Source organism: Catellatospora chokoriensis (assembly GCF_011297315.1).
GTDB classification, from domain to species: domain Bacteria; phylum Actinomycetota; class Actinomycetes; order Mycobacteriales; family Micromonosporaceae; genus Catellatospora; species Catellatospora citrea.
In genome coordinates this window covers 183793-205221 of the sequence record NZ_JAAOTI010000014.1, presented here as the reverse complement: position 1 = coordinate 205221, position 21429 = coordinate 183793, and the positions used below count along the sequence as shown (strand labels likewise).

19 protein-coding genes and 1 riboswitch are annotated in these 21429 nt (G+C 71.5%); of the genes, 10 read left to right on the top strand and 9 right to left on the bottom strand.

From position 1 onward, the window contains the following. The first annotated feature begins 6 nt into the window (after positions 1-6). From HAV39_RS22180 to HAV39_RS22170, 3 genes are all read left to right on the top strand, one after another. A complete protein-coding gene (locus HAV39_RS22180) occupies positions 7-669 on the top strand; it encodes an adenylate kinase family protein (RefSeq protein WP_191841073.1) in 663 nt (220 codons plus the stop codon). 48 nt (positions 670-717) lie between these two features. Then, positions 718-1197 carry a MarR family winged helix-turn-helix transcriptional regulator gene (locus HAV39_RS22175; protein ID WP_191841072.1) on the top strand — a complete coding sequence of 160 codons (480 nt, stop codon included), beginning with the start codon at positions 718-720 and terminating at the stop codon, positions 1195-1197. Between the two features lie 83 nt (positions 1198-1280). Further along, positions 1281-2741, top strand: a complete 1461-nt coding sequence (locus HAV39_RS22170; protein ID WP_191841071.1) for an MFS transporter — start codon at positions 1281-1283, stop codon at positions 2739-2741. A gap of 124 nt (positions 2742-2865) precedes the next feature. Here the strand turns inward: HAV39_RS22170 and HAV39_RS22165 are convergent, their stop codons facing one another. Continuing rightward, positions 2866-4245 (bottom strand): NAD(P)/FAD-dependent oxidoreductase, encoded by a 1380-nt coding sequence (locus HAV39_RS22165; protein ID WP_191841070.1) that lies wholly within the window; start codon positions 4243-4245, stop codon positions 2866-2868. A 209-nt stretch (positions 4246-4454) separates the two neighbouring features. Here HAV39_RS22165 and HAV39_RS22160 point away from each other — a divergent pair, with 209 nt between their 5' ends. Continuing rightward, the gene (locus tag HAV39_RS22160; protein ID WP_191841069.1) at positions 4455-4988 is read left to right on the top strand and encodes an EF-hand domain-containing protein; all 534 of its coding nucleotides are present in this window, start codon (positions 4455-4457) and stop codon (positions 4986-4988) included. Between the two features lie 135 nt (positions 4989-5123). Here HAV39_RS22160 and ligD read toward each other — a convergent pair whose 3' ends face one another. Together ligD and HAV39_RS22150 are read right to left on the bottom strand one after the other, a co-directional pair. Then, positions 5124-6563 carry a non-homologous end-joining DNA ligase gene (gene ligD, locus HAV39_RS22155; RefSeq protein WP_191841068.1) on the bottom strand — a complete coding sequence of 480 codons (1440 nt, stop codon included), beginning with the start codon at positions 6561-6563 and terminating at the stop codon, positions 5124-5126. A 70-nt stretch (positions 6564-6633) separates the two neighbouring features. After that, complete coding sequence (locus tag HAV39_RS22150; RefSeq protein ID WP_373311555.1) at positions 6634-6909, bottom strand: winged helix-turn-helix domain-containing protein; 276 nt, start codon at positions 6907-6909, stop codon at positions 6634-6636. Between the two features lie 180 nt (positions 6910-7089). On the opposite strand from HAV39_RS22150, the gene HAV39_RS22145 reads away from it, so the two are divergent. The 3 genes from HAV39_RS22145 (at position 7090) to HAV39_RS22135 (ending at position 8934) form a co-directional block, all read left to right on the top strand. Continuing rightward, positions 7090-7287, top strand: a complete 198-nt coding sequence (locus HAV39_RS22145; protein ID WP_191841067.1) for a hypothetical protein — start codon at positions 7090-7092, stop codon at positions 7285-7287. A gap of 85 nt (positions 7288-7372) precedes the next feature. Continuing rightward, complete coding sequence (locus tag HAV39_RS22140; protein WP_191841066.1) at positions 7373-7789, top strand: hypothetical protein; 417 nt, start codon at positions 7373-7375, stop codon at positions 7787-7789. A 197-nt stretch (positions 7790-7986) separates the two neighbouring features. Beyond that, positions 7987-8934, top strand: a complete 948-nt coding sequence (locus tag HAV39_RS22135; protein WP_191841065.1) for a zinc metalloprotease — start codon at positions 7987-7989, stop codon at positions 8932-8934. Between the two features lie 88 nt (positions 8935-9022). Here HAV39_RS22135 and HAV39_RS22130 read toward each other — a convergent pair whose 3' ends face one another. From HAV39_RS22130 to HAV39_RS22120, 3 genes are all read right to left on the bottom strand, one after another. After that, complete coding sequence (locus HAV39_RS22130) at positions 9023-10120, bottom strand: glycoside hydrolase family 18 protein (RefSeq protein WP_239120092.1); 1098 nt, start codon at positions 10118-10120, stop codon at positions 9023-9025. A 206-nt stretch (positions 10121-10326) separates the two neighbouring features. Continuing rightward, on the bottom strand, positions 10327-12459 hold the full coding sequence (locus HAV39_RS22125; protein ID WP_191841064.1) for a bifunctional polysaccharide deacetylase/glycosyltransferase family 2 protein: 2133 nt from the start codon (positions 12457-12459) through the stop codon (positions 10327-10329). Positions 12460-12461: 2 nt separating this feature from the next. Further along, on the bottom strand, positions 12462-12845 hold the full coding sequence (locus HAV39_RS22120) for a hypothetical protein (RefSeq protein ID WP_191841063.1): 384 nt from the start codon (positions 12843-12845) through the stop codon (positions 12462-12464). A gap of 201 nt (positions 12846-13046) precedes the next feature. On the opposite strand from HAV39_RS22120, the gene HAV39_RS22115 reads away from it, so the two are divergent. The 3 genes from HAV39_RS22115 to HAV39_RS22105 all read left to right on the top strand — a co-directional run bounded on the left by HAV39_RS22115 (position 13047) and on the right by HAV39_RS22105 (position 17420). Further along, positions 13047-13661 (top strand): RNA polymerase sigma factor, encoded by a 615-nt coding sequence (locus tag HAV39_RS22115; protein WP_239120094.1) that lies wholly within the window; start codon positions 13047-13049, stop codon positions 13659-13661. Continuing rightward, positions 13658-14353, top strand: coding sequence for a hypothetical protein (locus HAV39_RS22110; protein ID WP_191841061.1), 696 nt, complete (start codon positions 13658-13660; stop codon positions 14351-14353). The genes HAV39_RS22115 and HAV39_RS22110 overlap by 4 nt, the downstream gene beginning before the upstream one ends. Positions 14354-14645: 292 nt before the next feature. Continuing rightward, positions 14646-17420, top strand: coding sequence for a PQQ-dependent sugar dehydrogenase (locus tag HAV39_RS22105; RefSeq protein ID WP_191841060.1), 2775 nt, complete (start codon positions 14646-14648; stop codon positions 17418-17420). 65 nt (positions 17421-17485) lie between these two features. Here the strand turns inward: HAV39_RS22105 and HAV39_RS22100 are convergent, their stop codons facing one another. The 3 genes from HAV39_RS22100 to HAV39_RS22090 form a co-directional block, all read right to left on the bottom strand. Continuing rightward, positions 17486-17851, bottom strand: a complete 366-nt coding sequence (locus tag HAV39_RS22100; RefSeq protein ID WP_191841059.1) for a hypothetical protein — start codon at positions 17849-17851, stop codon at positions 17486-17488. A 140-nt stretch (positions 17852-17991) separates the two neighbouring features. After that, complete coding sequence (locus tag HAV39_RS22095; protein WP_120315892.1) at positions 17992-19434, bottom strand: glycine hydroxymethyltransferase; 1443 nt, start codon at positions 19432-19434, stop codon at positions 17992-17994. A 19-nt stretch (positions 19435-19453) separates the two neighbouring features. Next, positions 19454-19544, bottom strand: a riboswitch (ZMP/ZTP riboswitch). Between the two features lie 65 nt (positions 19545-19609). Further along, on the bottom strand, positions 19610-21424 hold the full coding sequence (locus HAV39_RS22090) for a glycoside hydrolase family 15 protein (protein ID WP_275413892.1): 1815 nt from the start codon (positions 21422-21424) through the stop codon (positions 19610-19612). Between the last annotated feature and the right edge of the window lie 5 nt (positions 21425-21429).

Below are 21429 nucleotides of genomic sequence, written 5' to 3'. Positions count from 1 at the left end.
TCATGTGTGCGCAAGTACGTGATCATGGGTGTCCAGGGCAGCGGCAAGGGCACCCAGGCCAAGCAGCTGGCCGCCGACTTCGACCTGGTGCACATCAGCGTCGGCGACATCTACCGCTGGCACGTGCAGTACCACACCAAGCTCGGGGCACAGGTGCGCCGGGCGATGAACGCCGGCGACCTGGTCGACGACGCCACCACCGAATCCGTGGTGCGCGACCGGATGGCGCTGCACGACTGGAACTACGGCTTCGTGCTCGACGGCTTCCCCCGCAACCGCCGCCAGGCGCAGTTCTTCCTGGAGAGCTACGACGTCGACGCGGTGATCCACCTCGACCTGCCCGACAGCGAGGTGCGCCGCCGCGTGCTGGCCCGGCGGCTGTGCTCGACCTGCGGCATGGACTACAACCTCATCGAGCACCGCCCGGCCCGCGAGGGCCGCTGCGACGCCTGCGGCGGCGAGCTGGTCAGCCGCGCCGACGACACCGAGGAGGCGCTCGCCTCCCGGCTGGCCGACTACCACGCCAAGACCGACCCGGCGCTGGAGCTGTTCCGCGGCAAGGAACTCGTGATCAGCGTGGACGCCCGGGCCGCCAAGGGCGCCGTGCAGCGCGCCATCCGCGAGCAGCTCGGCCTGCCCGTGCCCGCCCGCAAGCCGTCGCGTGGCTGACCAGCGCAGATAATCTGCTACGGATCGAATTTGCGTACACTGGCGGGCATGACCGCCATGGCGCCCACCCGCACCCGCCCCGACCTGTCCTTCCTGCTGGACCACACCAGCCACGTGCTGCGCAGCCGGATGGCCGCGGCGCTGGCCGAGATCGGGCTCACCGCGCGGATGCACTGCGTGCTGGTACACGCGCTGGAGGAGGAGCGCACCCAGATCCAGCTCGCCGCGCTCGGGGACATGGACAAGACCACGATGGTGGTCACCGTCGACGCGCTGGAGAAGGCCGGGCTGGCCGAGCGCCGCGCGTCGAGCACCGACCGGCGGGCCCGGATCATCGCGGTGACCCCGGAGGGCGCGAAGGTGGCCGCGCGGAGCCAGGAGATCGTCGACCGGGTACACGAACAGGCGCTGGCGGCGCTGCCCGCGGCGCAGCGCGAGGCCCTGTTGAGCGCCCTGGAAGGACTGGTCGGCGGACATCTGGCCACCCCCGCCGAGTCCCCGCAGCCGGTGCGGCGGGCCCGCCAGTAGCCAACCTGGTCCCGTAAAAGATTGTCTGCAACAAAACTATCCGCTACGGTCACTCCTAACGGCACCGTCCACAGGAGGACCGCATGTCCACGCCCGTCTCGTCCGCCCCACCCCGTTCCCGCTGGACCGCCCTGGGGGTGATCGCGACCGGGCTGCTGATGACCGTCCTCGACGGCAGCATCGTCACCGTCGCGATGCCCGCCATCCAGCAGGATCTGGGCTTCTCCCCCGCCGGCCTGAGCTGGGTGGTCAACGCCTATCTGATCGCGTTCGGCAGCCTGCTGCTGCTGGCCGGGCGGCTCGGCGACCTCATCGGCCGCCGCCGCCTTTTCCTGGCCGGAACCGCCGTGTTCACCGCCGCCTCGCTGCTGGCCGGACTCGCCGACACCCCGGCGCTGCTCATCGCCGCCCGCTTCGGCCAGGGCGTGGGCAGCGCCATGGCCGCCGCGGTCGGGCTGGGCATCCTGGTCAACCTGTTCCCCGAGCCCGCCGAGCGGGCCAAGGCGATAGCGGTGTTCAGCTTCACCGGCGCGGCCGGAGCCTCGCTCGGCCAGGTGCTGGGCGGCGTACTCACCGACGCGCTCGACTGGCACTGGATCTTCTTCATCAACCTGCCGATCGGCGTGGCCGCCCTGGCGGTCGCCGTCGCGGTGCTGCCCGCCGACCGCGGCCTGGGGCTGGCCGCCGGAGCCGACGCGATTGGGGCACTGCTGGTCACGGCCGGGCTGATGCTGGGCATCTACACCGTGGTCAAGGTCGAGGAGCACGGCTGGACATCGGCTCGGACACTGCTCACCGGCGCGGTGGCCGCGCTGCTGCTGGCCGCGTTCGCGGTCCGGCAGGCCACCGCACGGCGGCCGCTGATGCCGCCCCGCGTCCTGCGCTCGCGCAGCGTCACCGGGGCGAACCTGGTGCAGATGCTGATGGTCGCGGCACTCTTCTCGTTCCAGATCATCACCGCGCTGTACCTGCAGAAGGTGCTCGGTTACAGCGCGGGCGAGACCGGGTTGGCGATGCTGCCCGCCGCGCTGGTGATCGGCGCGGTGTCGCTGGGCGTCTCGGCCCGGCTCAACACCCGCTTCGGCGAGCGCCGGGTGCTGCTGACCGGCCTGGCCCTGCTGATCGTGCTGCTCGGGCTGCTGGCCCGCGTCCCCGTGCACGCGTCGTACGTCACCGACCTGCTCCCGGCGATGCTGCTGGCGGCCGGGTTCGGGCTCGCCCTGCCCGCGCTGACCACGCTCGGCATGTCCGGCGCGGGGCCGGACGACGCCGGGCTCGCCTCCGGCCTGTTCAACACCACCCAGCAGATCGGCATGGCGGTCGGCGTCGCGGTGCTGTCCACCCTGGCCGCCGGGCACACCGGGCACGCGCTGGCCGGGGGTGCGAGCCAGGCGGAGGCGCTGACCGGCGGGTACCGGTTGGCGTACACCGTCGGCGCGGGGCTCATGGTGGCCGCCTTCGCGGTCGCGTACACCCTGCTGCGCGAGCCGCGGCAGACCGCCCAGCCGCACCCGGAGCACCAGCCCGTCCCCGCCACCGCCTGACCCGCTGGCCCCGGCCGGACACCCACCCGCGCCATACATAGACGTTGGCCTATCTGATCGAGTTCGATCTTCGAAAACTCGATCAGATAGGCCAACGTCTATGATAGAACGGGTTGGTTCTTGCTCAGCGCTCGTCGGGCGGCGGGTGACCGTCGGCGGCGGGGACGAAGCCGGCGGGGATCTGGGGGGACGTGGCGGCGGCGTGGCGGCCCGGGTCGGGTACCGGTTCGCAGTTCACCTGCAGTTCCGCGGTCTGGGGTGGGACCAGGCCGAGGCGCACCGACGGGGTGGGCAGGATCGCGTCGAGCAGCCAGTCGGCGGCCACCCGGGACCGGTTGCCGGGCAGCGAGAGCAGGTGGTAGCCGCGGGTCACCAGCGAGGCGGGCAGCCCGGACAGGGGCACCCCGAACGGGTTCGCGGCCGCGTCCAGCCCGCCGAGGTCGACGAGGAAACCCAGGTCGTGGTGCCGGTACGGCCTGCGTGTGCCGACCCCGCAGGAGGCGGCGACGTTGTGCGCGGCGACCCGGCCCTGCCGCACCGCGTGCTGGGCGGTCATCGGGGTGTGGTGGCCCGGACGGGTCAGGTCGGGCACGGCGGCGGCGTCGCCGCAGGCGAACACCTCGGGGTGGCCGGGCACCGAGAGGTACTCGTCGACGATCAGGCGGCCGTCTGCCGACGGCAGCCCGAGCCCGTCCACCAGCGGGTCGGGGCGCACGCCGACGCACCAGATCAGCGAGCGCGTGGGCACGTACGAGTCGTCGGTGAGCTGCACGCCCTCGGCCTCGGCCTCGCGCACCGAGGTGCGCGTCCGCACGTCGACCCCGCGCCGGGCCAGCACCCGCGCGGCGGTGCGCGACAGCCGCGGGTCCAGCTCGGGCAGCACCCGCTCGGCGGTGTCCAGCAGCAGCCAGCGGGGCCGTTCCCGCAGCCGGGGCAGCGACTTGGCCAGCGCGTCGGTGAACAGCTGCCCCTGCGCGGCGACCTCGGTGCCGGTGTACCCGGCGCCGACCACGACGAAGGTGCAGCGGGCGCGGCGCTCCTCCGGGTCGGTGGCCTGCGCGGCCAGCTCCACCTGCAGCGTGATGTGGTCGCGCAGGAACATGGCCTCGGCCAGGCCGCGCAGCCCGTGCGCGTACATGCCGACGCCCGGGATGGGCAGCAGCCGGTTGACGCTGCCCGGCGTGAGCACGAGCCGGTCGTAGTCGATCGTGTTCGCCGCGCCCTCGGGGCCGGTGTAGTCGAGCCGCCGGGTCGCCAGGTCGACGTTCGTGACCATGCCGGGCACCTGCCGCACGTGCCGCAGCGTGCCGGTCAGCGACACCGCGATCCGGCGCGGCTCCAGCAGGCCGGCCATCACCTCGGGCAGCAGCGGCACGTAGAGCAGGTAGTCCGCCGGATTGATCAGCGTGATGTCGGCGTGGCCGCGCGACCGGCGCGACAGGGTGCGGGCAGCGTGGAAGCCCGCGAATCCCGCTCCGACGATGACGATGCGAGGCCGGGCCATAGCCGACTCCATTCCCCGGTACGGCGTTCGGCAAACCCGCCGCGACCGGCTCCGAACACACTCTGTCACAGAATCGCAACGCTCCGCCGCCGGTTCCCCGCGCTTGGTAGTGTCCTGTCAGGCCTCGGGTTCCGCGTGGCTCACCCGGTTCCCATACGGCCTTCGGTTCCGGATCGGCGTTCGCGCCGGTAGAGCAGGGGGTGCGACACATGTTGGACGTTCGGAGCGAGCGGCTCGCGCGGCGGTTCCGGCTGTGGGACACCGACGGCAACGGCCACGTCGACCGGTCGGACTTCGAGGCCGAGGGGCGGCGCATCGTGGCGGCGTTCGGCGAGGACGAGCAGTCCCCGCGCGGCCGGGCCGTGCTCGACTCGTACCTGGCGATGTGGGAGTACCTGGCCGCCAAGGCGAGCCTGGCGCCCGAGGACACGCTGTCGGCCAAGCAGTTCGACCGCATCGCGCAGACCGAGATCATCCTGATGGGCAACACCGGTTTCAGCACCGTGCTGCGCCCGACCATCAGCGCCACCCTCGACCTGTGCGACACCGACGGCGACGGCCAGGTCAACCCGGCCGAGTTCCGCCGCTGGATCGAGGCCATCGGCGTCACCAAGCCGCACGCCGAGGAGGCGTTCGACCAGATCGACGAGAACCACGACGGCCAGCTCAGCATCGACGAACTGGCCCAGGCCGTCCGCGACTACCACGCCGGCCTCCTCGACATCCCCCTCCTAGGCAGGTAAGGAAGGGCACCTTCTTATCGCTATGCGTAGAGGAAGGGCACCTTCTTAACATCGCAGGGCGCTGACCTGCGCGGATGAGGGGAGCTTGCGGAGGTAGGCCTGCGGGCCGCTCCGGGATGGACGGCGTGAGCCGGGTCAGGACTCGGGCACCACGTCGGACGGGGCCTTGTCCGGGCGCAGGCCACGCCAGGCGGGATGACGCAGGCGGCCGTCGCGGGTCCACTCGGTGAAGCGCACCTCGCCGACCAGCTTCGGCGTCGCCCAGTGCGCGTCGCGCGCCTCCCGGATCGGCGGCCCCGCCGCGAACGGCGACGTCTTACGTTCCAGCTTGGACAGCCGCTGCCGCAGGTCGTCGAGCATCTGCCGGGTGAAGCCGGTGCCGACCGAGCCGACGTAGCGCAACCCGTCCGGCCCGGGAATCCCCAGCAGCAGCGCCCCGACCGTGTCGGCTCGATTGCCCTGACCGGAACGCCAACCGGCGACGACCACCTCCTGCGTACGCAAATTCTTCACCTTGATCCAGGCCCGTGACCGCCGCCCCGGCTCGTACACCGAGTCCAGCAGCTTCGCGACGACCCCCTCCAGGCCCTGCTCCCGCGAGGTCGCCAGCAGCCGCGTCCCGCCGCCCTCGGTGTACGGCGGGGTGTCCCAGTGCGCCCCCGACAGGCCCAGCCCCTCCAGCAGTTCCCGCCGCTGCCGGTAGGGCAGTTTCGTGGTGTCCCGCCCGTCCAGGTGCAGCAGGTCGAAGATGACGTAGGTGACCGGCGTCTGCGCGGCCAGCCGGCGCACCCGCGCCGCGTCCTGCACATGCATCCGCGGCTGGAGCGCGCCGAACGAGATCCGCCCCGAGCGGTCGAACGCCACCAGCTCGCCGTCGAACACCGCGGTCGTCGAGCCGAGCGCCTCCCCGAACGCGCGCAGCTCCGGATACGCCGCCGTGATGTCGAGGTCGTTGCGGCTCATGGCACGCACCCGGCCGCCCTCCACGTAGACGACGGCTCGTACCCCGTCCCACTTCAGCTCGTAGCCGTAGCGGCCGTCCTGCGTCTTCGGCGGCAGCTCTCCCAGCGTCGCCATCATGGGCCTGACCAGGTCGGGTGGTGCGGTCCGGTCGGCCGGCGGCGGGTCCATGCGGTGCATCAACCACTGCGTGCCCCTGGTTTGGATGAGCACGTAGCGCCCCTGCACCCGGTGCCCGTGCAGCACGACCTTGACCTCGCGATCGCTCCACTTCTCCAGGTCGTAGGTGCCCCGGTCCCAGATGGCGACCTCACCCCCGCCGTACTCGCCCTCGGGGATGTGACCGGCGAAGTCCGCGTACTCCAGGGGATGGTCTTCGGTGTGGACCGCGAGGCGGTTCTCCTTCGGATCCAGCGGCAGGCCCTTGGGGACGGCCCAGGAGACGAGCACGCCGCCGTGCTCCAGGCGGAAGTCCCAGTGCAGCGCACGGGCGTGGTGCTCCTGGATGACGAAGGTGTCGTCATGCCCGCGCGGCAGCGGCCCGGCCGGGGGCACCGGCTCGGGCGTACGCGCCGCCGACCGCTTCCCCCGGTACGGCGCGAGCTTGTCGGCCACAGTGCAGTTCTACCCCGACCCAGGCTCATGCAGACCCGGTTTGCCCTGCACAACGGCCAAGTTGACGCCGTCAGCCCTGCTCCGGCACGAACGTGCCGCGTCCCGGAACCCCCACGATCGTTCCGCGGGTGCGGAGCACGATCATCACGCGCGAGATCGTTCCGTCGCTGACGTTGTAGAGGCTGGCGAGCTGCGCAATCGTCGGGAGTTGACTGCCCGGGGCGTACTCGCCAGCCGCGATTCGGGCAGTGATGTCCTCGGCGATCTGCGCAGAGCTCATCGGGATGGCAGGCATGGTGACTTCCTCGGGTCGGCTACCCGAGTTGATCACGTCTAGTTGCTTCATGGCAATCAAGTCTTGTGGCTCTACAACCTCTTACAGTAGGTTGCAGAAGAGCCTCCGGTCGGCACTTGGGGCTCACGGGCGGGCTGGAACGCACCCCAGCCCGCCTCCAGAACCGCCCCTGCCGTTCGCGCCCACCGAGACCGGGCGGCGGGGTGCGCTGGTCGGTGAGGAGTAAGCGGCATGGAGCCCATCAGCGACAAGCGGGCAGCGTTCCTTTACGAGGAACTGCACCGCCACCGCAACAGGAAACGAACGGGCCGCTGCCGCGTCTGCTCACGGGTGAGCCGCCAGGCGACCTGGCAGGCGACGGCGGAACTCCTCATGGCCGGCCGGCAGCCCACCCCACCCGGCAGACGGAAGTGGCTGCTCTTCGCGTGAACGACGGCAGTCCCCGAGCTGTGCGACAACACGGCGCAGTCGACAGGGACAGCGGAGCCGGCGAGCAGCGGGCACACTCTCCCGCATGACGCCGACGACATCGCCGACCCGGCCGGACGGCAGCCCTTCGCGTCGCTACGCGGGGCTGCCGGAGATGCTCGGATATCTCCTTCTCATCGCGTGGGTCGGCGCATTGGCCGGGCTGGCGTTGTCGAAATTCGAGCTGTTCGGCGGCTGGGACACGCCGGCGGACAACGCGGCGGAGCTTCGGCTGACCATCGGCTGGCTGAACGCGGTGCTCGCGATTCAGGGCGCGGGCGCGCTGCTCCTGCTGCTGCAGCGCGGCAAGCGCGGGAACGGCGCCGCGCTGCTCGCCGCGACGCTGCTGCTCGCGGTGTGCACGAGCGGGATGCGCGCCTCCGGCGGCACCCCGACTCCCGACGTCACACCCACCGGCTGCTACTCCCGCAGCGGCGGCACCAACACCTGCGCCGGAGGCTGAGCTGACCGGCACGGGAATCGTGACGTGGCGTCGTCCAGCCACATCGGAGTGTCATCGCGTATCCGTGACACGGCCGCGACAACGCCCCCATCCGTACACATGATTTCGATCTCCATCGATCAGCTCTAGCGTCCCTCCCACATGCATGGGAACGGCGCGGACTACCCCACCGCGCCAGGGGCAGGAGAGGTGAATCGATGAACCTGAGGCGCTCCCTCAGCACACTCGGGCTGACCGCGCTCGTCGCGGCGTCCACGCTCACCGGAGGGGCAGCGGTCGGTGTGGCCGCGGCGCCCGCGCCGGTGTGCGCGGAGCCCGCCGCGGCGGCGAAGGCCAAGCCGGGCGGCTCCGCCAAGCAAGACCCCAACGAGCTCACCACGGAGCAGGTGGCCGCCAACGAGAAGGCCCTCGAAGCCGCACTCAAGGCCAAGGGCAAGGCCCGCGCGTCCGGGGCCGCCGCCCTGGCGGCGACCGTCACGATCCCGGTGGTCGTGCACGTGATCTCCGAGGACGGCACCCGCGCCAACGGCAACATCCCCGACTCGATGATCAACAACCAGATCAGCGTACTGAACCAGGCGTACTCCGGCGGCACCGGCGGCGCGGCGACGGCGTTCGCGTTCCAACTGCAGTCGATCAACCGGGTGACGAACGCCGCCTGGTACCCGATCGTCTACAACTCCAACGCGGAGAAGGCGATGAAGGCGGCGCTGCGCGTCGGCGGCGACGGCACCCTGAACATCTACACCGGCCTGCTCAGCCAGGACCTGCTCGGCTGGGCCACCTTCCCCCAGTCGAACATCACCTCGTACGACGGTGCGGTGATCCTCGCCGAGTCGCTGCCGGGCGGCAACGCCAGCCCGTACAACCTGGGCGACACCGCCACCCACGAGATCGGCCACTGGCTGAACCTGTACCACACCTTCCAGGGCGGCTGTAACGGCCAGGGCGACCAGGTCGCCGACACCCCGGCGGAGAAGGCCGCCGCCTTCGGGTGCCCGACCAACCTGGACACCTGCAAGAGCAAGCCGGGCCTGGACCCGATCCACAACTTCATGGACTACACCGACGACGCCTGCATGTTCGAGTTCACCGCGGGCCAGGCGACCCGCATGCTCGACGCCTGGACCGCGTACCGCGCGTGACGGCAGGTGGGGCCCGGTGCGTCCGCACCGGGCCCCACTGATGTTCTCCGGGTCCCGGCGACAGGTGGGCGCCGGGACCTGGTGCCGGTCAGCTCTGCCGCAGCGGGGGCATCGGCACGGGGATGTTCAGGCTGGTCGCGCCGACGCCCATGCCGCCCTCACAGGTGTTCGGCGGGGCGGTGCCGATCCCGCGGGTAGACGGCTTCTCCGCGGCCCAGAACATGAAGCCCAGCATGCCCGCCGTGGTGCCCGCACCGTTCGGCGCGACCGACTGCACGTACGGGGCCGTCGCCTGCTGCACCGAGTTCGCGAAGTTCGTACACTCCGCGCGGACCTTGCTGCCCTCGGCGATGTAGAGCCCGCCGGTGAACTTCGCCGGGGCCAGCGGCGGCACCGGCGGGTTGTACTGCGGCTTGCCGTCGATGTGCTCCTGCCAGTTGGCCTGCGCCGTGGACGCCGACGGCTGCCGGGCGGGCACCATCGCGTTGGCCCAGTCCAGCACCGGGTTGTCGGTGCGCAGCCAGTCGGCGGTCGCCTTCTGGTTGAGCGCGATCAGCCAGCGGTCGCCCGCGGCCACGTCGATGGTCAGCCGCGCCCGCGGGTTCGCGCCGCTCGCGTCGTACGGGTGGACCGCCCGGTACGCGGTGATGAAACTCTGCAGGGCCGCGACGTTCGGGCTGCTGTTCTGCTCGTAGTCGATCTCGATGCCGACCCCGAACTGCGTCGCCACCGCGGCCGCGCGCTGCCCGAGCAGCGTGCCGTTCGTGGCGAGCGCGGTGTCCCAGTCGTCGGTGTAGGTGATGCCGCCGATGGAGAGCATCACCCGGATGCCGCGCGAGGTGAAGTGGTTGACGATCTCCTGCGTCATGCCGCGCGGCACGCCGTTGACGGTGGCCGCGTCGGTGGTCTGGTTCAGCAGCTTCAGCGGGTTGACGAAGCTGAGCACGACCAGGTTGACCGACGGCCGGCCGTCACCGCGGTCGACGAGCCAGTGGTTCTGGCTGTCGAACTCGGCCACGGACCGCGGCGTCGCCCACAGGCAGGCGTCGTTGCCGCAGTGCCAGGCACCGTAGATCTGGATCGGCGTGACCGCCGCGGCCTGCGGCGCGGACGGGGGCGCGGCCGCCGCGGGCAGCGGACCGGCCAGCCCGATCAGTACGGCGAGGAGCAGCGCGAGGCGTCTCATGAGGACCTCCGTTGAAGATGCCCGAACAGAAACCGGAAAGAAGGTTCACCGTTAAGGCGTCAACAGATGCCGATACGTCACTCCCCCAGGTTTACCATGATCGTTCGACTTGCCTGGCAGGTGGGCGAATGCGGGGTCAAGATACGCACAGGTGCCAGGCAAGTCGAACGATCAACGTGGAGCCGACCACCGGGGTCGGTGGCGGGTCAGGCGTTGGTGCGGGCGTGGGCGGTGGCAGCGCCGGTGCGGGTCATGCGGTGCCAGCGCAGGCGGTCGCCGACCAGGGCCATGACCGTGGACTGGATCACCACGAGGTACATCAGCTGCCGGTACACGACCTGCTGCAACGGCAGGCTCCACAGCGGGCCGTAGCGCTCGCCGTCGAGTTTGAGGGCGTACGCCGCGGTCAGCACCTGGACCAGGGTGAAGCCCAGCCACACCGCCGCCACCTGCGTCGGGGGCAGGAAGATCGCGCCGTACACGCCGTAGACGTCGACCATCGGCGCGGACAGCGGCAGCAGCACCTGGAACAGCGTCAGGTAGGACAGGCCGCGGCGGCCCAGCCGCCCCGACGCCCCGCCCTCGGTCAGCGCCCGGCGGTGCTTCCACATCGCCTGCATCGTGCCGTAGCACCACCGGTAGCGCTGCCGCCACAGCTGCCGCAGCGAGGCCGGGGCCTCGGTCCAGGCGATGGCGTCGGGCGCGTACACCACCCGCCACCCGGCCCGGATGATCGCCATGGTGAAGTCGGTGTCCTCCGCCAGGGTCTGCGTGGAGACGCCGCCGACGTCGACCACCGCCTCGCGGCGGAACGCGCCGATCGCGCCGGGCACGGTCGGCATGCATTGCAGGACGTCGAACATCCGGCGGTCCAGGTTGAAGCCGATCACGTACTCCAGGTGCTGCCAGCGGCCCAGCAGCCCGCCGCGGTTGGCCACCTTGGTGTTGCCGGACACCGCGCCGACCGCCGGTTCGGCCAGGGGCTGCACCAGCTCGCCGATCGCGTCGGGTTCGAAGACGGTGTCGCCGTCGACCATCACCAGAATGTCGCCGCGGGCGAACATGACGCCGGTGTTCAGCGCGGTCGGCTTGCCGGCGTTCTCCTGCTCGACCACGTACACGTTGGGCAGCCGCAGGCGGCGCACCAGCTCGGCGGTGCCGTCGGTGGAGCCGTCGTCGACGACGATGACCTCGACGTTCGGATAGTCGCCGCCGATCAGCGAGCGCACGGTCGCCTCGATGTTGGCCGACTCGTTGTAGGCGGGCACGATCACCGACACCGCCCCGACGTACCGCTTGCGCCGACGGGACAGCTTGCGCACCCGGCGCACATGCACGCGGGCGCACCAGACCTGCACGATCAGCCGCAGCACGGCGAGCACGACCGCGGCCAGCATGAGCCAGGTCATCGCGCCGGCCAGCCAGCCCGCGCCGAGCTGTGCGAACCGCAGGGCCTGTCCGCGCACCCGCTGCCCGGCGGACGCGGCCGGTGCGGCGGGCAGCGCCATGGCCTGCGACACGGTGGTGAAGCGGTAGCCCTGCTCCTGCAGCCTCGGGATGAGGATCTCCAGGGCGGCCACGGTCTGCGCACGGTCGCCGCCCGCGTCGTGCATCATCACGATCGCGCCCGCGCCGCCCGCGGGCGTGGCCGCGGCGACGATGGCGTCGACGCCGGGCCGGCTCCAGTCCTTGGTGTCCAGGTCGGCGAGCACGGTGAGGTACCCCTCGTCGGCGGCCTGCCGCATCGCCTCGTACGCGGGGACGGTCACCGCGTCCGGGGTCGCCGAGTAGGGCGGGCGCATCAGCGTCGCGCGCAGGCCGGTCGCGGCGGCGATGGCGTTGCCGGTGAGCGTCGTCTCCGCCGTACGCTGCCAGGCCGGCGCGGCGGTCAGATCGAGGTGGGTGAAGGTGTGCGCGGCGATCTCGCTGCCGCTGTCGACGATCTGCCGCGCGACGTCCGGGTGCTGGTTGACCTGCGCGCCGACGGTGAAGAAGGTGCCGGCCGCGTCATGGCGGCGCAGCACGTCGAGGATCGCGGGGGTCCAGCGCGGGTCGGGGCCGTCGTCGAAGGTCAGCGCGATGGTCTTGGCCGGCATCGCGCGTGTGGTCACCGTGCCGTCGGCGGCCAGCCGCTGCACCGGGCCGCCGTCGACCACCTCGTCCGGGGCGGGGCGCTCGTCGGTGACCGGGTGCGGGCCGCTGCCCTCCGCGCCGATGTGCTCGACGTAGCCGTTGAGCGACAGCCCGGCCAGCGCCAGTGCCAGGGACAGCGCCAGCAGCAGCCAGTGCGCCTTGGGCGCGCGGCGCGGGGACTCGCGCCGTCTCGCGTGTCGCGACATCGCTACTTCTTCTTCGAGGCGGTCGGGTGCGGCCGGTCGGTGGGCCGGTTGCCGCGGGCGGACGACGAGGGGGTGGCCGCTTCGCTCGGCTTGCCGGTGGTCTTCGTCGGCGACGCGGAGGGCCCGGTGAGCGGCTGCGGCCGCGGCTCCGGCGTCGAGGCGGCGGGCGCCGGGCTGGGCGAATCCTCGGCCGCGGGACGGTCGGGCAGCAACTGGGGCAGGCCGGGCAGCCCCGCCCCCTCCACCCCGAGGAATCCCGCCACCACGATGCCCAGCATCAGCGTGAGCGCCACTCCGCCACCGGCGGCGAGCACGGTGAACAGGCGCCGCCTGCGGCCCGTACGGTCCACGAACACCGGCCGGTTCGCGCCTTTTCTTCTGCTCATCCCCTGCTGCCCTGACCTAGCCCTCGCCCCCGGAGGAGGCCTGTCACCGCGCATGACATGCGCCACCGGTAGAGCGCCATGCGCCCGCCGTTCGTCACACCGGGTGACGCGTATCTCAGGACCGGGGTCAGCCGGTTCGCACAGTCGGGTGCGATGTGTGCACAATCAAGCGCTCAGAGACGTGTGGGAGGGGAGCTGCCGGTGACCGAGCTGCGGCCTCCTGCTGCCGACCTGACGGCGGCGGTCGATGCGGCCCGGCACGGCGACGAGGCGGCGTTCAACAGCCTCTACCTGGCCGTTCAGCCGGGACTGCTGCGCTACCTGCGGGTCCTCGTGGGCTCGGACGCCGAGGACGTCGCCTCCGAGACCTGGCTGCAGATCGTGCGCGACCTGCACACGTTCCGTGGCGACGAGGGCGGCTTCCGGCGCTGGGCGGCGACGGTGGGACGGCACCGGGCCATGGACCACCTGCGCCACCACCAGCGCCGACCGTCGGTGCCGTTCCCCGTCGAGGCGATGGCCCACCTGCCCGCCGCCGACGACACCGCGGCCTCCGCCGAGCAGTCGATGACTACCGACGGCGCGCTGTCGCTCATCGCCTCGCTGCCCGCCGACCAGGCCGAGGCGGTGCTGCTGCGGGCGGTGCTGGGCCTGGACGCCCAGTCGGCCGCCGACGTGCTCGGCAAGCGGTCCGGCGCGGTGCGTATGGCCGCGCACCGAGGGCTGCGGCGGCTGGCCGAGGTGCTGGGTGGCGCACGTCACGGTGGCGATGCAGTGACACCCGGCGCGGACCCGACGCTCAACGAGGTGACATGAGCGACTTTTCCACGACCGGCGGGATCGACCCCGGCACGAGCGAGCGGCTGCTCGACGGTGCCCGAACCCAGGTCGCCGACCAGGGACCGGTCGGCGACCTGCTGGCCCGTGCCGCCGCCCCGGGGCGGCCCGAGGAGCTCGCCGGGGCGCCCACGGTGCTGGCCGCCTTCCGCGCCGCGTACCCGCAGCCGGTGGCGCGCAAGCGGCACACGCTGCGGCGGGCCCTGGCGCTGAAGGTCGGGGCGATCGTCGCGGCGTTGACGGTCGGCGGCGTCGCGTTCGCGGCCCACTCGGGCGTGCTGCCCAACCCGTTCCCGATCGGCCCGCAGTCTCCGGTGTCGCCGTCGAAGTCCCGGCCGGGCACCACGCCGGGCCACAGCGCCCTGCCGTCGGCGAGCGGCACGCCGTCGCCGAGCGGCTCGCCCTCGGCACTGCCCTCGGCGGCGGCGAACCTGCACGGCCTGTGCCGCTCGTTCCTGGCCACCGCGGACAAGGACAGGCCGAAGGCGACGGACAGCCCGATGTACGCCGCGCTGGTCGCCGCGGCGGCCGGGCAGGACCTGACCGGCTACTGCACCGCCCTGATCGAGCCGAACGCCTCCCGGCCCAGCGGGAATCCCGGCAACGGGCCCTCGCCGAGGCCGAGCAAGGCCAACCCCGCGCCGTCGGCGAAGAAGACGAAACCCAGCTGACGGCACGCGCGTGACACGCGGGCGACGCCCGGCGCTATCACCAGTGGGACCAGCAGGACGCACCCCTGCTGGTCCCATCATCCGTCCATGGTGAGCGCGTCCCCCGTCGCAGCCCCATGGCGGCCGGGCGCGCCGCGCGGGCACTCCTCCCCGCACGCGCGACGCGCACCGGTCGACCGCCGACATTGCCGAGACGTCCCCCGCACGGCGCGTGCGCTTTATCCCACTCTGCGCTATAGGTAGCCTGACCTGGTTTGTCGCATTTGTTGACATTTCAGGAGGCATATCCAGCATGAATAACGGATTGAGAGCGGGCGCGCTCGGCACCTCACTGCTGTCCGCTGTCCTGATGTTCGGCACCGCGGCCGCGCCGGCCCCGGTCGCCGCCCGCGCCGCGGGCCCCGCGGCCCCGGTCATCACCGAACCGGAGAAGGACAACAGACTGCTCAGCGCCGCCGACGTGCACATGGAGACGCGGGCGATGCAGAACAACGACGCCGGCGACGCCCACCTGTGCACCGACTGGGAGATCTGGGCCGGCAACGCCGGCTCCGGCGAGCGGGTCTGGTTCGACTCCTGCGCCAGCGGCACCGGCCGGGTGCATGTGCACCTGGGCGACGGGGTGTTCGAGAACTCCTTCACCGGCCGCAAGGACCTGATCCCGGACAAGGCCTACACGCTGCGCGTGCGGCACCGCGACGCGAGCGGCGCGTGGAGCGCGTACTCCAGCCGGCCGTTCAAGACCGACGTCGAGCGCAAGCCGCTGCCCGGCGCGGGCGACTGGAAGGTCCACCAGCCCGGCTTCGTGGTCGAGGAGGTCACCGGCGACCTGGCGCTGCCGGTGAACATCGCGATGGTGCCGAACTACTCGGGCGACCCCACCAAGCCGCTGTTCTACGTCACCGAGCTGTACGGCCGCATCCGCGTCGTGACCGGCGACTTCAAGAAGCACACGTACGCCGACGACCTGCTCGACTTCGACCCGAGCGCGCAGTTCCCGGGCACCGGCGAGATGGGCGTGACCGGCATCGTGGTCGAGCCGGAGACCGGCGACCTGTTCGTGTCCATGCTCTACAAGGACGACGGCGACCTGCTGCCCAAGATCGTGCGCTTCCACAGCGCCGACGGCGGCATGACCGCCGCCACCAAGACCACGATCTTCAAGGCGCCGGACGAGCCCCAGTCGACCTCGCACCAGATCTCGAACCTGAGCTTCGGCCCGGACGACAAGAAGCTCTACGTGCACATGGGTGACGGCTTCGTCGCCGACACCGCCGAGGACATGGACTCGTTCCGCGGCAAGGTGCTGCGGATGAACCTGGACGGCACGGCGCCCAGCGACAACCCGTTCTACAAGGGCACCGGCAAGTTCCAGGCCAAGGACTACATCTGGGCGTACGGGCTGCGCAACCCGTTCGGCGGGGCCTGGCGGCTGGCCGACAAGCAGCACTACTCGGTGGAGAACGGCCCGTCTGTCAACGACCGGCTGGCCCGGATCACCAAGGGCGGCCGTTACCACTGGACCGGCGGCGCGAGCGGCCTGACCAAGAACGCCCTCTACAACTGGAAGGAGACCCAGGGACCGGTCAACATCGCGTTCACCGAGAAGGACGTCTACCACGCGGCCGGTTTCCCGCAGGAGAAGTACGGCAACGGCTTCGTCACCCTGAGCGGCCCGACCTACGCCAGCGGCCCGCAGCGCCGCGGCAAGAAGATCGTCGAGTTCTCGTTCAACGACGACGGCTCGGTCGACGACCCGAAGACCCTGATCGAGTACACCGGCAGTGGCAAGACCAGCGTCGCCGGCCTCGCCCCGGGACCCGACGGGCTCTACTTCACCACGCTGTACACCAAGAGCGGCGACGCCACCGACTCCGGCGCCAAGGTGCTGCGCGTGCGGTACGTGCGCAAGGACACCGGCTCGCCGGTGACGCTGTACTCCGACAGCGGGTTCAAGGGCGAGTCCAAGGGCCTGGGCACCGGCATCTTCGACACCGCCGCGTTCGGCAAGGTCAAGGACAACACCGTCAGCTCCCTGCGGGTGGCCGGCGGCTACCGGGCCGTCGCCTGCGACAGCCCGGCGACCGCGCCCGACCTCGGCGCCTGCCGCTACTTCGGGCCCGGCGAGCACGGCGCGCTCGGCGACTTCAACGACAAGTTCTCGTCACTGACCGTCTTCGGCGGCCCGGTCGAGGGCAAGGGTGTCGTCGGCTACGGCGAGACCGGCCTCAAGGGCACCGCGCAGCCGCTGGGCGCGGGCATGCACGAGTCGGTCGCGGGTGAGCTCACCGGTGGCGAGAACACGTCGATCAGCTCGCTGAAGATCGGCGCGGGATACCGGCTGATCGCCTGCGACAGGGACCGCTCGGCCGGCGCCGACCTCGGCGTCTGCCGCATCCTGGGCAGCGGCGAGCACGCCACGATCGGCGCGCTCAACGACAAGATCTCGCTGATCGGCGTCGTCGGGCCGCCGCTGGCCGTGTTCTCCGAGGCCAAGGCCAAGGGCAAGAGCCAGAGCTTCGAGGCCGGTGTCTACGAGGGCACCCGCGGCGAGCTGGCCGAGGTCGGCGACAACGCGATCACGTCGCTGCGCCTGGAGCCCGGCTACCGGGCCGTCGCCTGCGCCGGTGACGGCAGCACCGGGACCGGCCTGGCCACGCTCGGCCGCTGCCGGTCGTTCCCGCCGGGCGAGCACACGCTGACCGGCACCGACCTGGACGACAACATCTCGCTGCTGCTCGTCTCCGGCGAGCCGGTCAAGGGCACGAACGCCACCGCTTACGCCGACCAGGCCTTCAAGGGCGGCAAGTCCGCCCTGGGCCTGGGCATCTTCGAGGCGTCGCACGACGACCTCGACGGAGCCGGCAACGACAACATCAGCTCGCTGCAGGTCACCCCGGGATACCGGGCGGTCGCCTGCGAGCACGGCACCAAGCCGCTCGTGCTCGACGTCGGCATCTGCCGCTACTACAAGGCCGGTGACGTGACCTTCGTGGGCGCAGACGTCAACGACAAGTTCTCGCTGGTCGCGGTCGACAAGGTGGGCGGAGCGCCGGCCAAGCGCTGACGGCTCCATACGACGAAGGCCCCGTTCCCGCCGCACGGCGGGGACGGGGCCTTTCCGCATACCCCCTAGGAACTGCTGCTACTGCTGCCCGAGTCGCTGCCACCGCCGCCACCGCCGAACGAGCTGCCACCGGAGTCGGCGCCGCCACCGGACCAGCCGCCGCCACCGGAGTCGGCGCTGCCGCCCGACCAGCCGCCACCCGAGTCGCCCGACGAGCCGCCGCTGCCGACGTTGTGCTGCCAGGTGTGCTCGTCGGTCCACACCGGGTCACCGGACGAGGTGTGGACGGGGCCGTGGAACCCGGCAGGACGGCGCTTCTGTGCCTGCCCCCGGCTCCCGGCGCGCGTCGCGGCGATGACCGCGACGGCGATGCCGGCCACGACCAGGACGATGCACGCCAGCACCACGAAGAGAAGGATCATTGACTCCATCGGGTCAATGTAGACGCCCTGTGCCAGCGCTGCCGGCCCGTCAAGAACCGCCGCCACCATGCGCGCGACGGCAAGTCGCCCGGCAACCCGTGGTGGGCACGGCAAAGGCGCGGGCCCGTGCCCGCGCCTTTGCCCGATGCTCAGCCCAGGTCGATCGTCGGGTACAGCGGGAAGCCCTTGAGCAGGTCGGTGGTCTGCCCGGCGACCCGGTCGGCGACACCGTCGGCCAGCACGTACGCGGCCTTGGACGGCTTGCCGTCGGTCGTGCCGGGCGTGGTGCCCGCCAGCACGGTGTGGATCAGGTCGGCGATCTCGTCCATCTCGGCGGTGCCCAGGCCGCGCGTGGTCAGCGCTGGGGTGCCCAGCCGGATGCCGGAGGTGTACCAGGCGCCGTTGGCGTCCTGCGGCACCGCGTTGCGGTTGGTGACGATGTTCGCGTCCAGCAGCGCCGACTCGGCCTGGCGGCCGGTGAGGCCGTACGACGACACGTCGAGCAGCACCAGGTGGTTGTCGGTGCCGCCGGTGACCAGCTTCGCGCCGCGCCGCAGCAGGCCCTGGGCCAGCGCCTGCGCGTTGTCGACGATGCGCTGGGCGTAGTCGCGGAACTCCGGCCGGCGCGCCTCGGCCAGCGCTACCGCCTTGGCCGCCATGACGTGCGGCAGCGGGCCGCCGAGCACCATCGGGCAGCCGCGGTCGACCTGGTCGGCCAGCTCGGTCTGGCACAGCACCATGCCGCCGCGCGGGCCGCGCAGCGACTTGTGCGTGGTGGTGGTGACGATCTGCGCGTTCGGGATCGGGTCGAAGTCGCCGGTCAGCACCTTGCCCGCGACCAGGCCCGCGAAGTGGGCCATGTCCACCAGCAGGGTCGCGCCGACCTCGTCGGCGATCTCCCGCATGATCCGGAAGTTCACCAGCCGGGGGTACGCCGAGTAGCCCGCCACGATGATCAGCGGCCGGAACTCGCGCGCCGACCTGGCCAGCGCGTCGTAGTCGACCAGGCCGGTCGCCGGGTCGGTGCCGTAGCTGCGCTGCTCGAACATCTTGCCGGAGATGTTGGGGCGGAAGCCGTGCGTGAGGTGGCCGCCCGCGTCCAGCGACATGCCGAGCATGCGCTGGTCGCCGAGCTCGCGGCGCAGCGCCGCCCAGTCGGCCTCGTTCAGGTCGTTGACGTGGCGGGCCTGCGCCTTGGCCAGCGCCGGGCTCTCCACCCGCTGGGCGAGCACCGCCCAGAAGGCGACCAGGTTCGCGTCGATGCCGGAGTGCGGCTGCACGTACGCGTGCTGCGCCCCGAACAGCTCGCGGGCGTGCTGCGCGGCGAGCGCCTCGACGGTGTCGACGTTCTTGCAGCCGGCGTAGAAGCGGCGGCCGACGGTGCCCTCGGCGTACTTGTCGCTGAACCAGTTGCCCATGGCCAGCAGCGTCGCGGGCGAGGCGTAGTTCTCACTGGCGATCAGCTTCAGCGACTCGCGCTGGTCGTGCAGCTCCGCGCCGATCGCGGCGGCGACCGCCGGCTCGACGGCGCGGATGGCGTCCAGGGCGTGGCGGTAGGCCAGGGACTCGCTGGACAGGGACGCGTCAGACATCGGACCTCCTAGACGATACGGAAGAGGCCCAGGCGCTCGGCACAGCGTCACGACGACGGAGCCGCTCCCCGATGGTGACCCATCCCAGCGCGCCAGTCACGGCCCACCGCCCAGCCTAACAACCTCCGGACCGCCACGCCCCCCGCCGCACCGCCCCGCCCACATCGTGGCGGGGTCAGCCGAGGGCGCGGTCGAGGTTGTAGGCGGCGGAGATGAGGGAGAGGTGGGTGAAGGCCTGGGGGAAGTTGCCGAGTTGTTCGCCGGTCTTGCCGATCTGCTCGGCGAACAGGCCGACATGGTTGGCGTAGGTGAGCATCTTCTCGAAGGCGAGGCGGGCCTCGTCCAGCCGGCCCGCCCGGGACAGGGCCTCGACGTACCAGAACGAGCACATGGAGAAGGTGCCCTCGACGCCCCGCAGGCCGTCGGGGCTGACCGCGGGGTCGTACCGGTAGACCAGGGAGTCGGAGACCAGGTCCTCGGCGAGGGCGTCCAGCGTGGACAGCCACTTCGGATCGGTCGGCGAGACGAACTTCGCCATCGGCATCATCAGCAGCGCCGCGTCCAGCACCTCGGCGTCCTCGTGCTGCACGAACGACTGCCGGTCCGTCGAGAAGCCCTTGCGCATGATCTGGTGGTAGACGTCGTCGCGGGTCTGCCGCCAGTGGGGCAGGTTCGCCGGCAGGCCGCGGTGCACGGCCATGCGAATCGCCCGTTCGATCGCGACCCAGCACATGAGCCGTGAGTAGAGGAAGTTCCGGCGACCGCCGCGAGTCTCCCAGATGCCCTCGTCAGGCCGGTCCCAGTTGCCGCACACCCAGTCGACCAGCCCGGTGACCTCCTCCCAGCGGTCGCTGGAGATCGGGTGCGCCCACTTGTCGTACAGGTAGATCGAGTCGATCAGGGCGCCGTAGATGTCCAGCTGCAACTGGCCGACGGCGTTGTTGCCGATGCGCACCGGAGCCGAGCCCCGGTATCCCTCCAGGTGCGTCAGCTCCTGCTCGGGCAGGTCGGTACGGCCGTCGATGCCGTACATGATCTGCAGCGGGCCGTCGGGGCCGTCACCGCGCAGCGCGACGTGGCGGTCCAGGAAGTCCATGAACGCCGCGGCCTCCTCGGTGAAGCCCAGCCGCAGCATCCCGTACAGGCAGAACGCGGCGTCACGGATCCACACGTAGCGGTAGTCCCAGTTGCGCTCCCCGCCGAGCTGCTCGGGCAGGCTGGTCGTGGCGGCCGCGACGATCGCCCCCGTCGGGGCGTAGGTCAGCAGCTTCAGGGTCAGCACCGAGCGGTTCACCATCTCCCGCCACCGGCCACGGTAGCGGGAGGTCGACAGCCACCGCCGCCAGTAGCGCACCGTCTCGGTGAACTGGTCCTCCGCCTCCGCGAGCGGGCAGGACCGGGGACGCACCTGGTCGGAGACCCGGTCCAGCGCGAACACGGCCGTCTCGCCCTCGCCGAGGGTGAAGGCCGCCCGCGCGTCCCCGTCGTCGGTCGTGACCTCGACGCTGCTGGTCAGGGCGAGCGACAGCACCTCGCAGCTGAACACCACCCGGTCGCCGTCACGGTGCAGCGTGTGCGCCCGGCGGCCGTAGTCGAAGCGGGGCGCGACCAGCGCGGCGAAGGGCAGCGTGCCGCGTACGCAGACCACGCGGCGGATCAGCCGGTGCCGTCCCGCCTCGGTGGGGTCGCCGACGATCGGCATGAAGTCCTGGATCTCGCCCACGCCTTCGTCGGCGTAGAAGCGGGTGATCAGGACGTTGGTGTCCGGGAAGTAGAACTGCTTGGTCCGTGCCGGGACGGCCGCGGCCAGCTCGAACCGCCCGCCGCGGTCGGCGTCCAGCAGCGAGGCGAAGACGCTGGGCGAGTCGAACCGCGGGCAGCAGTACCAGTCGATGGTGCCGTTCATGCCGACCAGCGCCACGCTGCGCATGTCCCCGATCAGCCCATGATCTGAGATCGCCAGGTAGCGATCCGAGCCTCCGTCCGCCACACCGC

Excerpts from the sequence above, each read along its gene's own strand:
- HAV39_RS22175 (WP_191841072.1), top strand. The coding sequence starts at position 718 with ATGACCGCCATGGCGCCCACCCGCACCCGCCCCGACCTGTCCTTCCTG.
- HAV39_RS22170 (WP_191841071.1), top strand. The coding sequence starts at position 1,281 with ATGTCCACGCCCGTCTCGTCCGCCCCACCCCGTTCCCGCTGGACCGCC.
- HAV39_RS22165 (WP_191841070.1), bottom strand. The coding sequence starts at position 4,245 with ATGGCCCGGCCTCGCATCGTCATCGTCGGAGCGGGATTCGCGGGCTTC.
- HAV39_RS22160 (WP_191841069.1), top strand. The coding sequence starts at position 4,455 with ATGTTGGACGTTCGGAGCGAGCGGCTCGCGCGGCGGTTCCGGCTGTGG.
- HAV39_RS22150 (WP_373311555.1), bottom strand. The coding sequence starts at position 6,909 with ATGAAGCAACTAGACGTGATCAACTCGGGTAGCCGACCCGAGGAAGTC.
- HAV39_RS22145 (WP_191841067.1), top strand. The coding sequence starts at position 7,090 with ATGGAGCCCATCAGCGACAAGCGGGCAGCGTTCCTTTACGAGGAACTG.
- HAV39_RS22140 (WP_191841066.1), top strand. The coding sequence starts at position 7,373 with ATGACGCCGACGACATCGCCGACCCGGCCGGACGGCAGCCCTTCGCGT.
- HAV39_RS22135 (WP_191841065.1), top strand. The coding sequence starts at position 7,987 with ATGAACCTGAGGCGCTCCCTCAGCACACTCGGGCTGACCGCGCTCGTC.
- HAV39_RS22130 (WP_239120092.1), bottom strand. The coding sequence starts at position 10,120 with ATGAGACGCCTCGCGCTGCTCCTCGCCGTACTGATCGGGCTGGCCGGT.
- HAV39_RS22125 (WP_191841064.1), bottom strand. The coding sequence starts at position 12,459 with ATGTCGCGACACGCGAGACGGCGCGAGTCCCCGCGCCGCGCGCCCAAG.
- HAV39_RS22120 (WP_191841063.1), bottom strand. The coding sequence starts at position 12,845 with ATGAGCAGAAGAAAAGGCGCGAACCGGCCGGTGTTCGTGGACCGTACG.
- HAV39_RS22110 (WP_191841061.1), top strand. The coding sequence starts at position 13,658 with ATGAGCGACTTTTCCACGACCGGCGGGATCGACCCCGGCACGAGCGAG.
- HAV39_RS22105 (WP_191841060.1), top strand. The coding sequence starts at position 14,646 with ATGAATAACGGATTGAGAGCGGGCGCGCTCGGCACCTCACTGCTGTCC.
- HAV39_RS22100 (WP_191841059.1), bottom strand. The coding sequence starts at position 17,851 with ATGGAGTCAATGATCCTTCTCTTCGTGGTGCTGGCGTGCATCGTCCTG.
- HAV39_RS22095 (WP_120315892.1), bottom strand. The coding sequence starts at position 19,434 with ATGTCTGACGCGTCCCTGTCCAGCGAGTCCCTGGCCTACCGCCACGCC.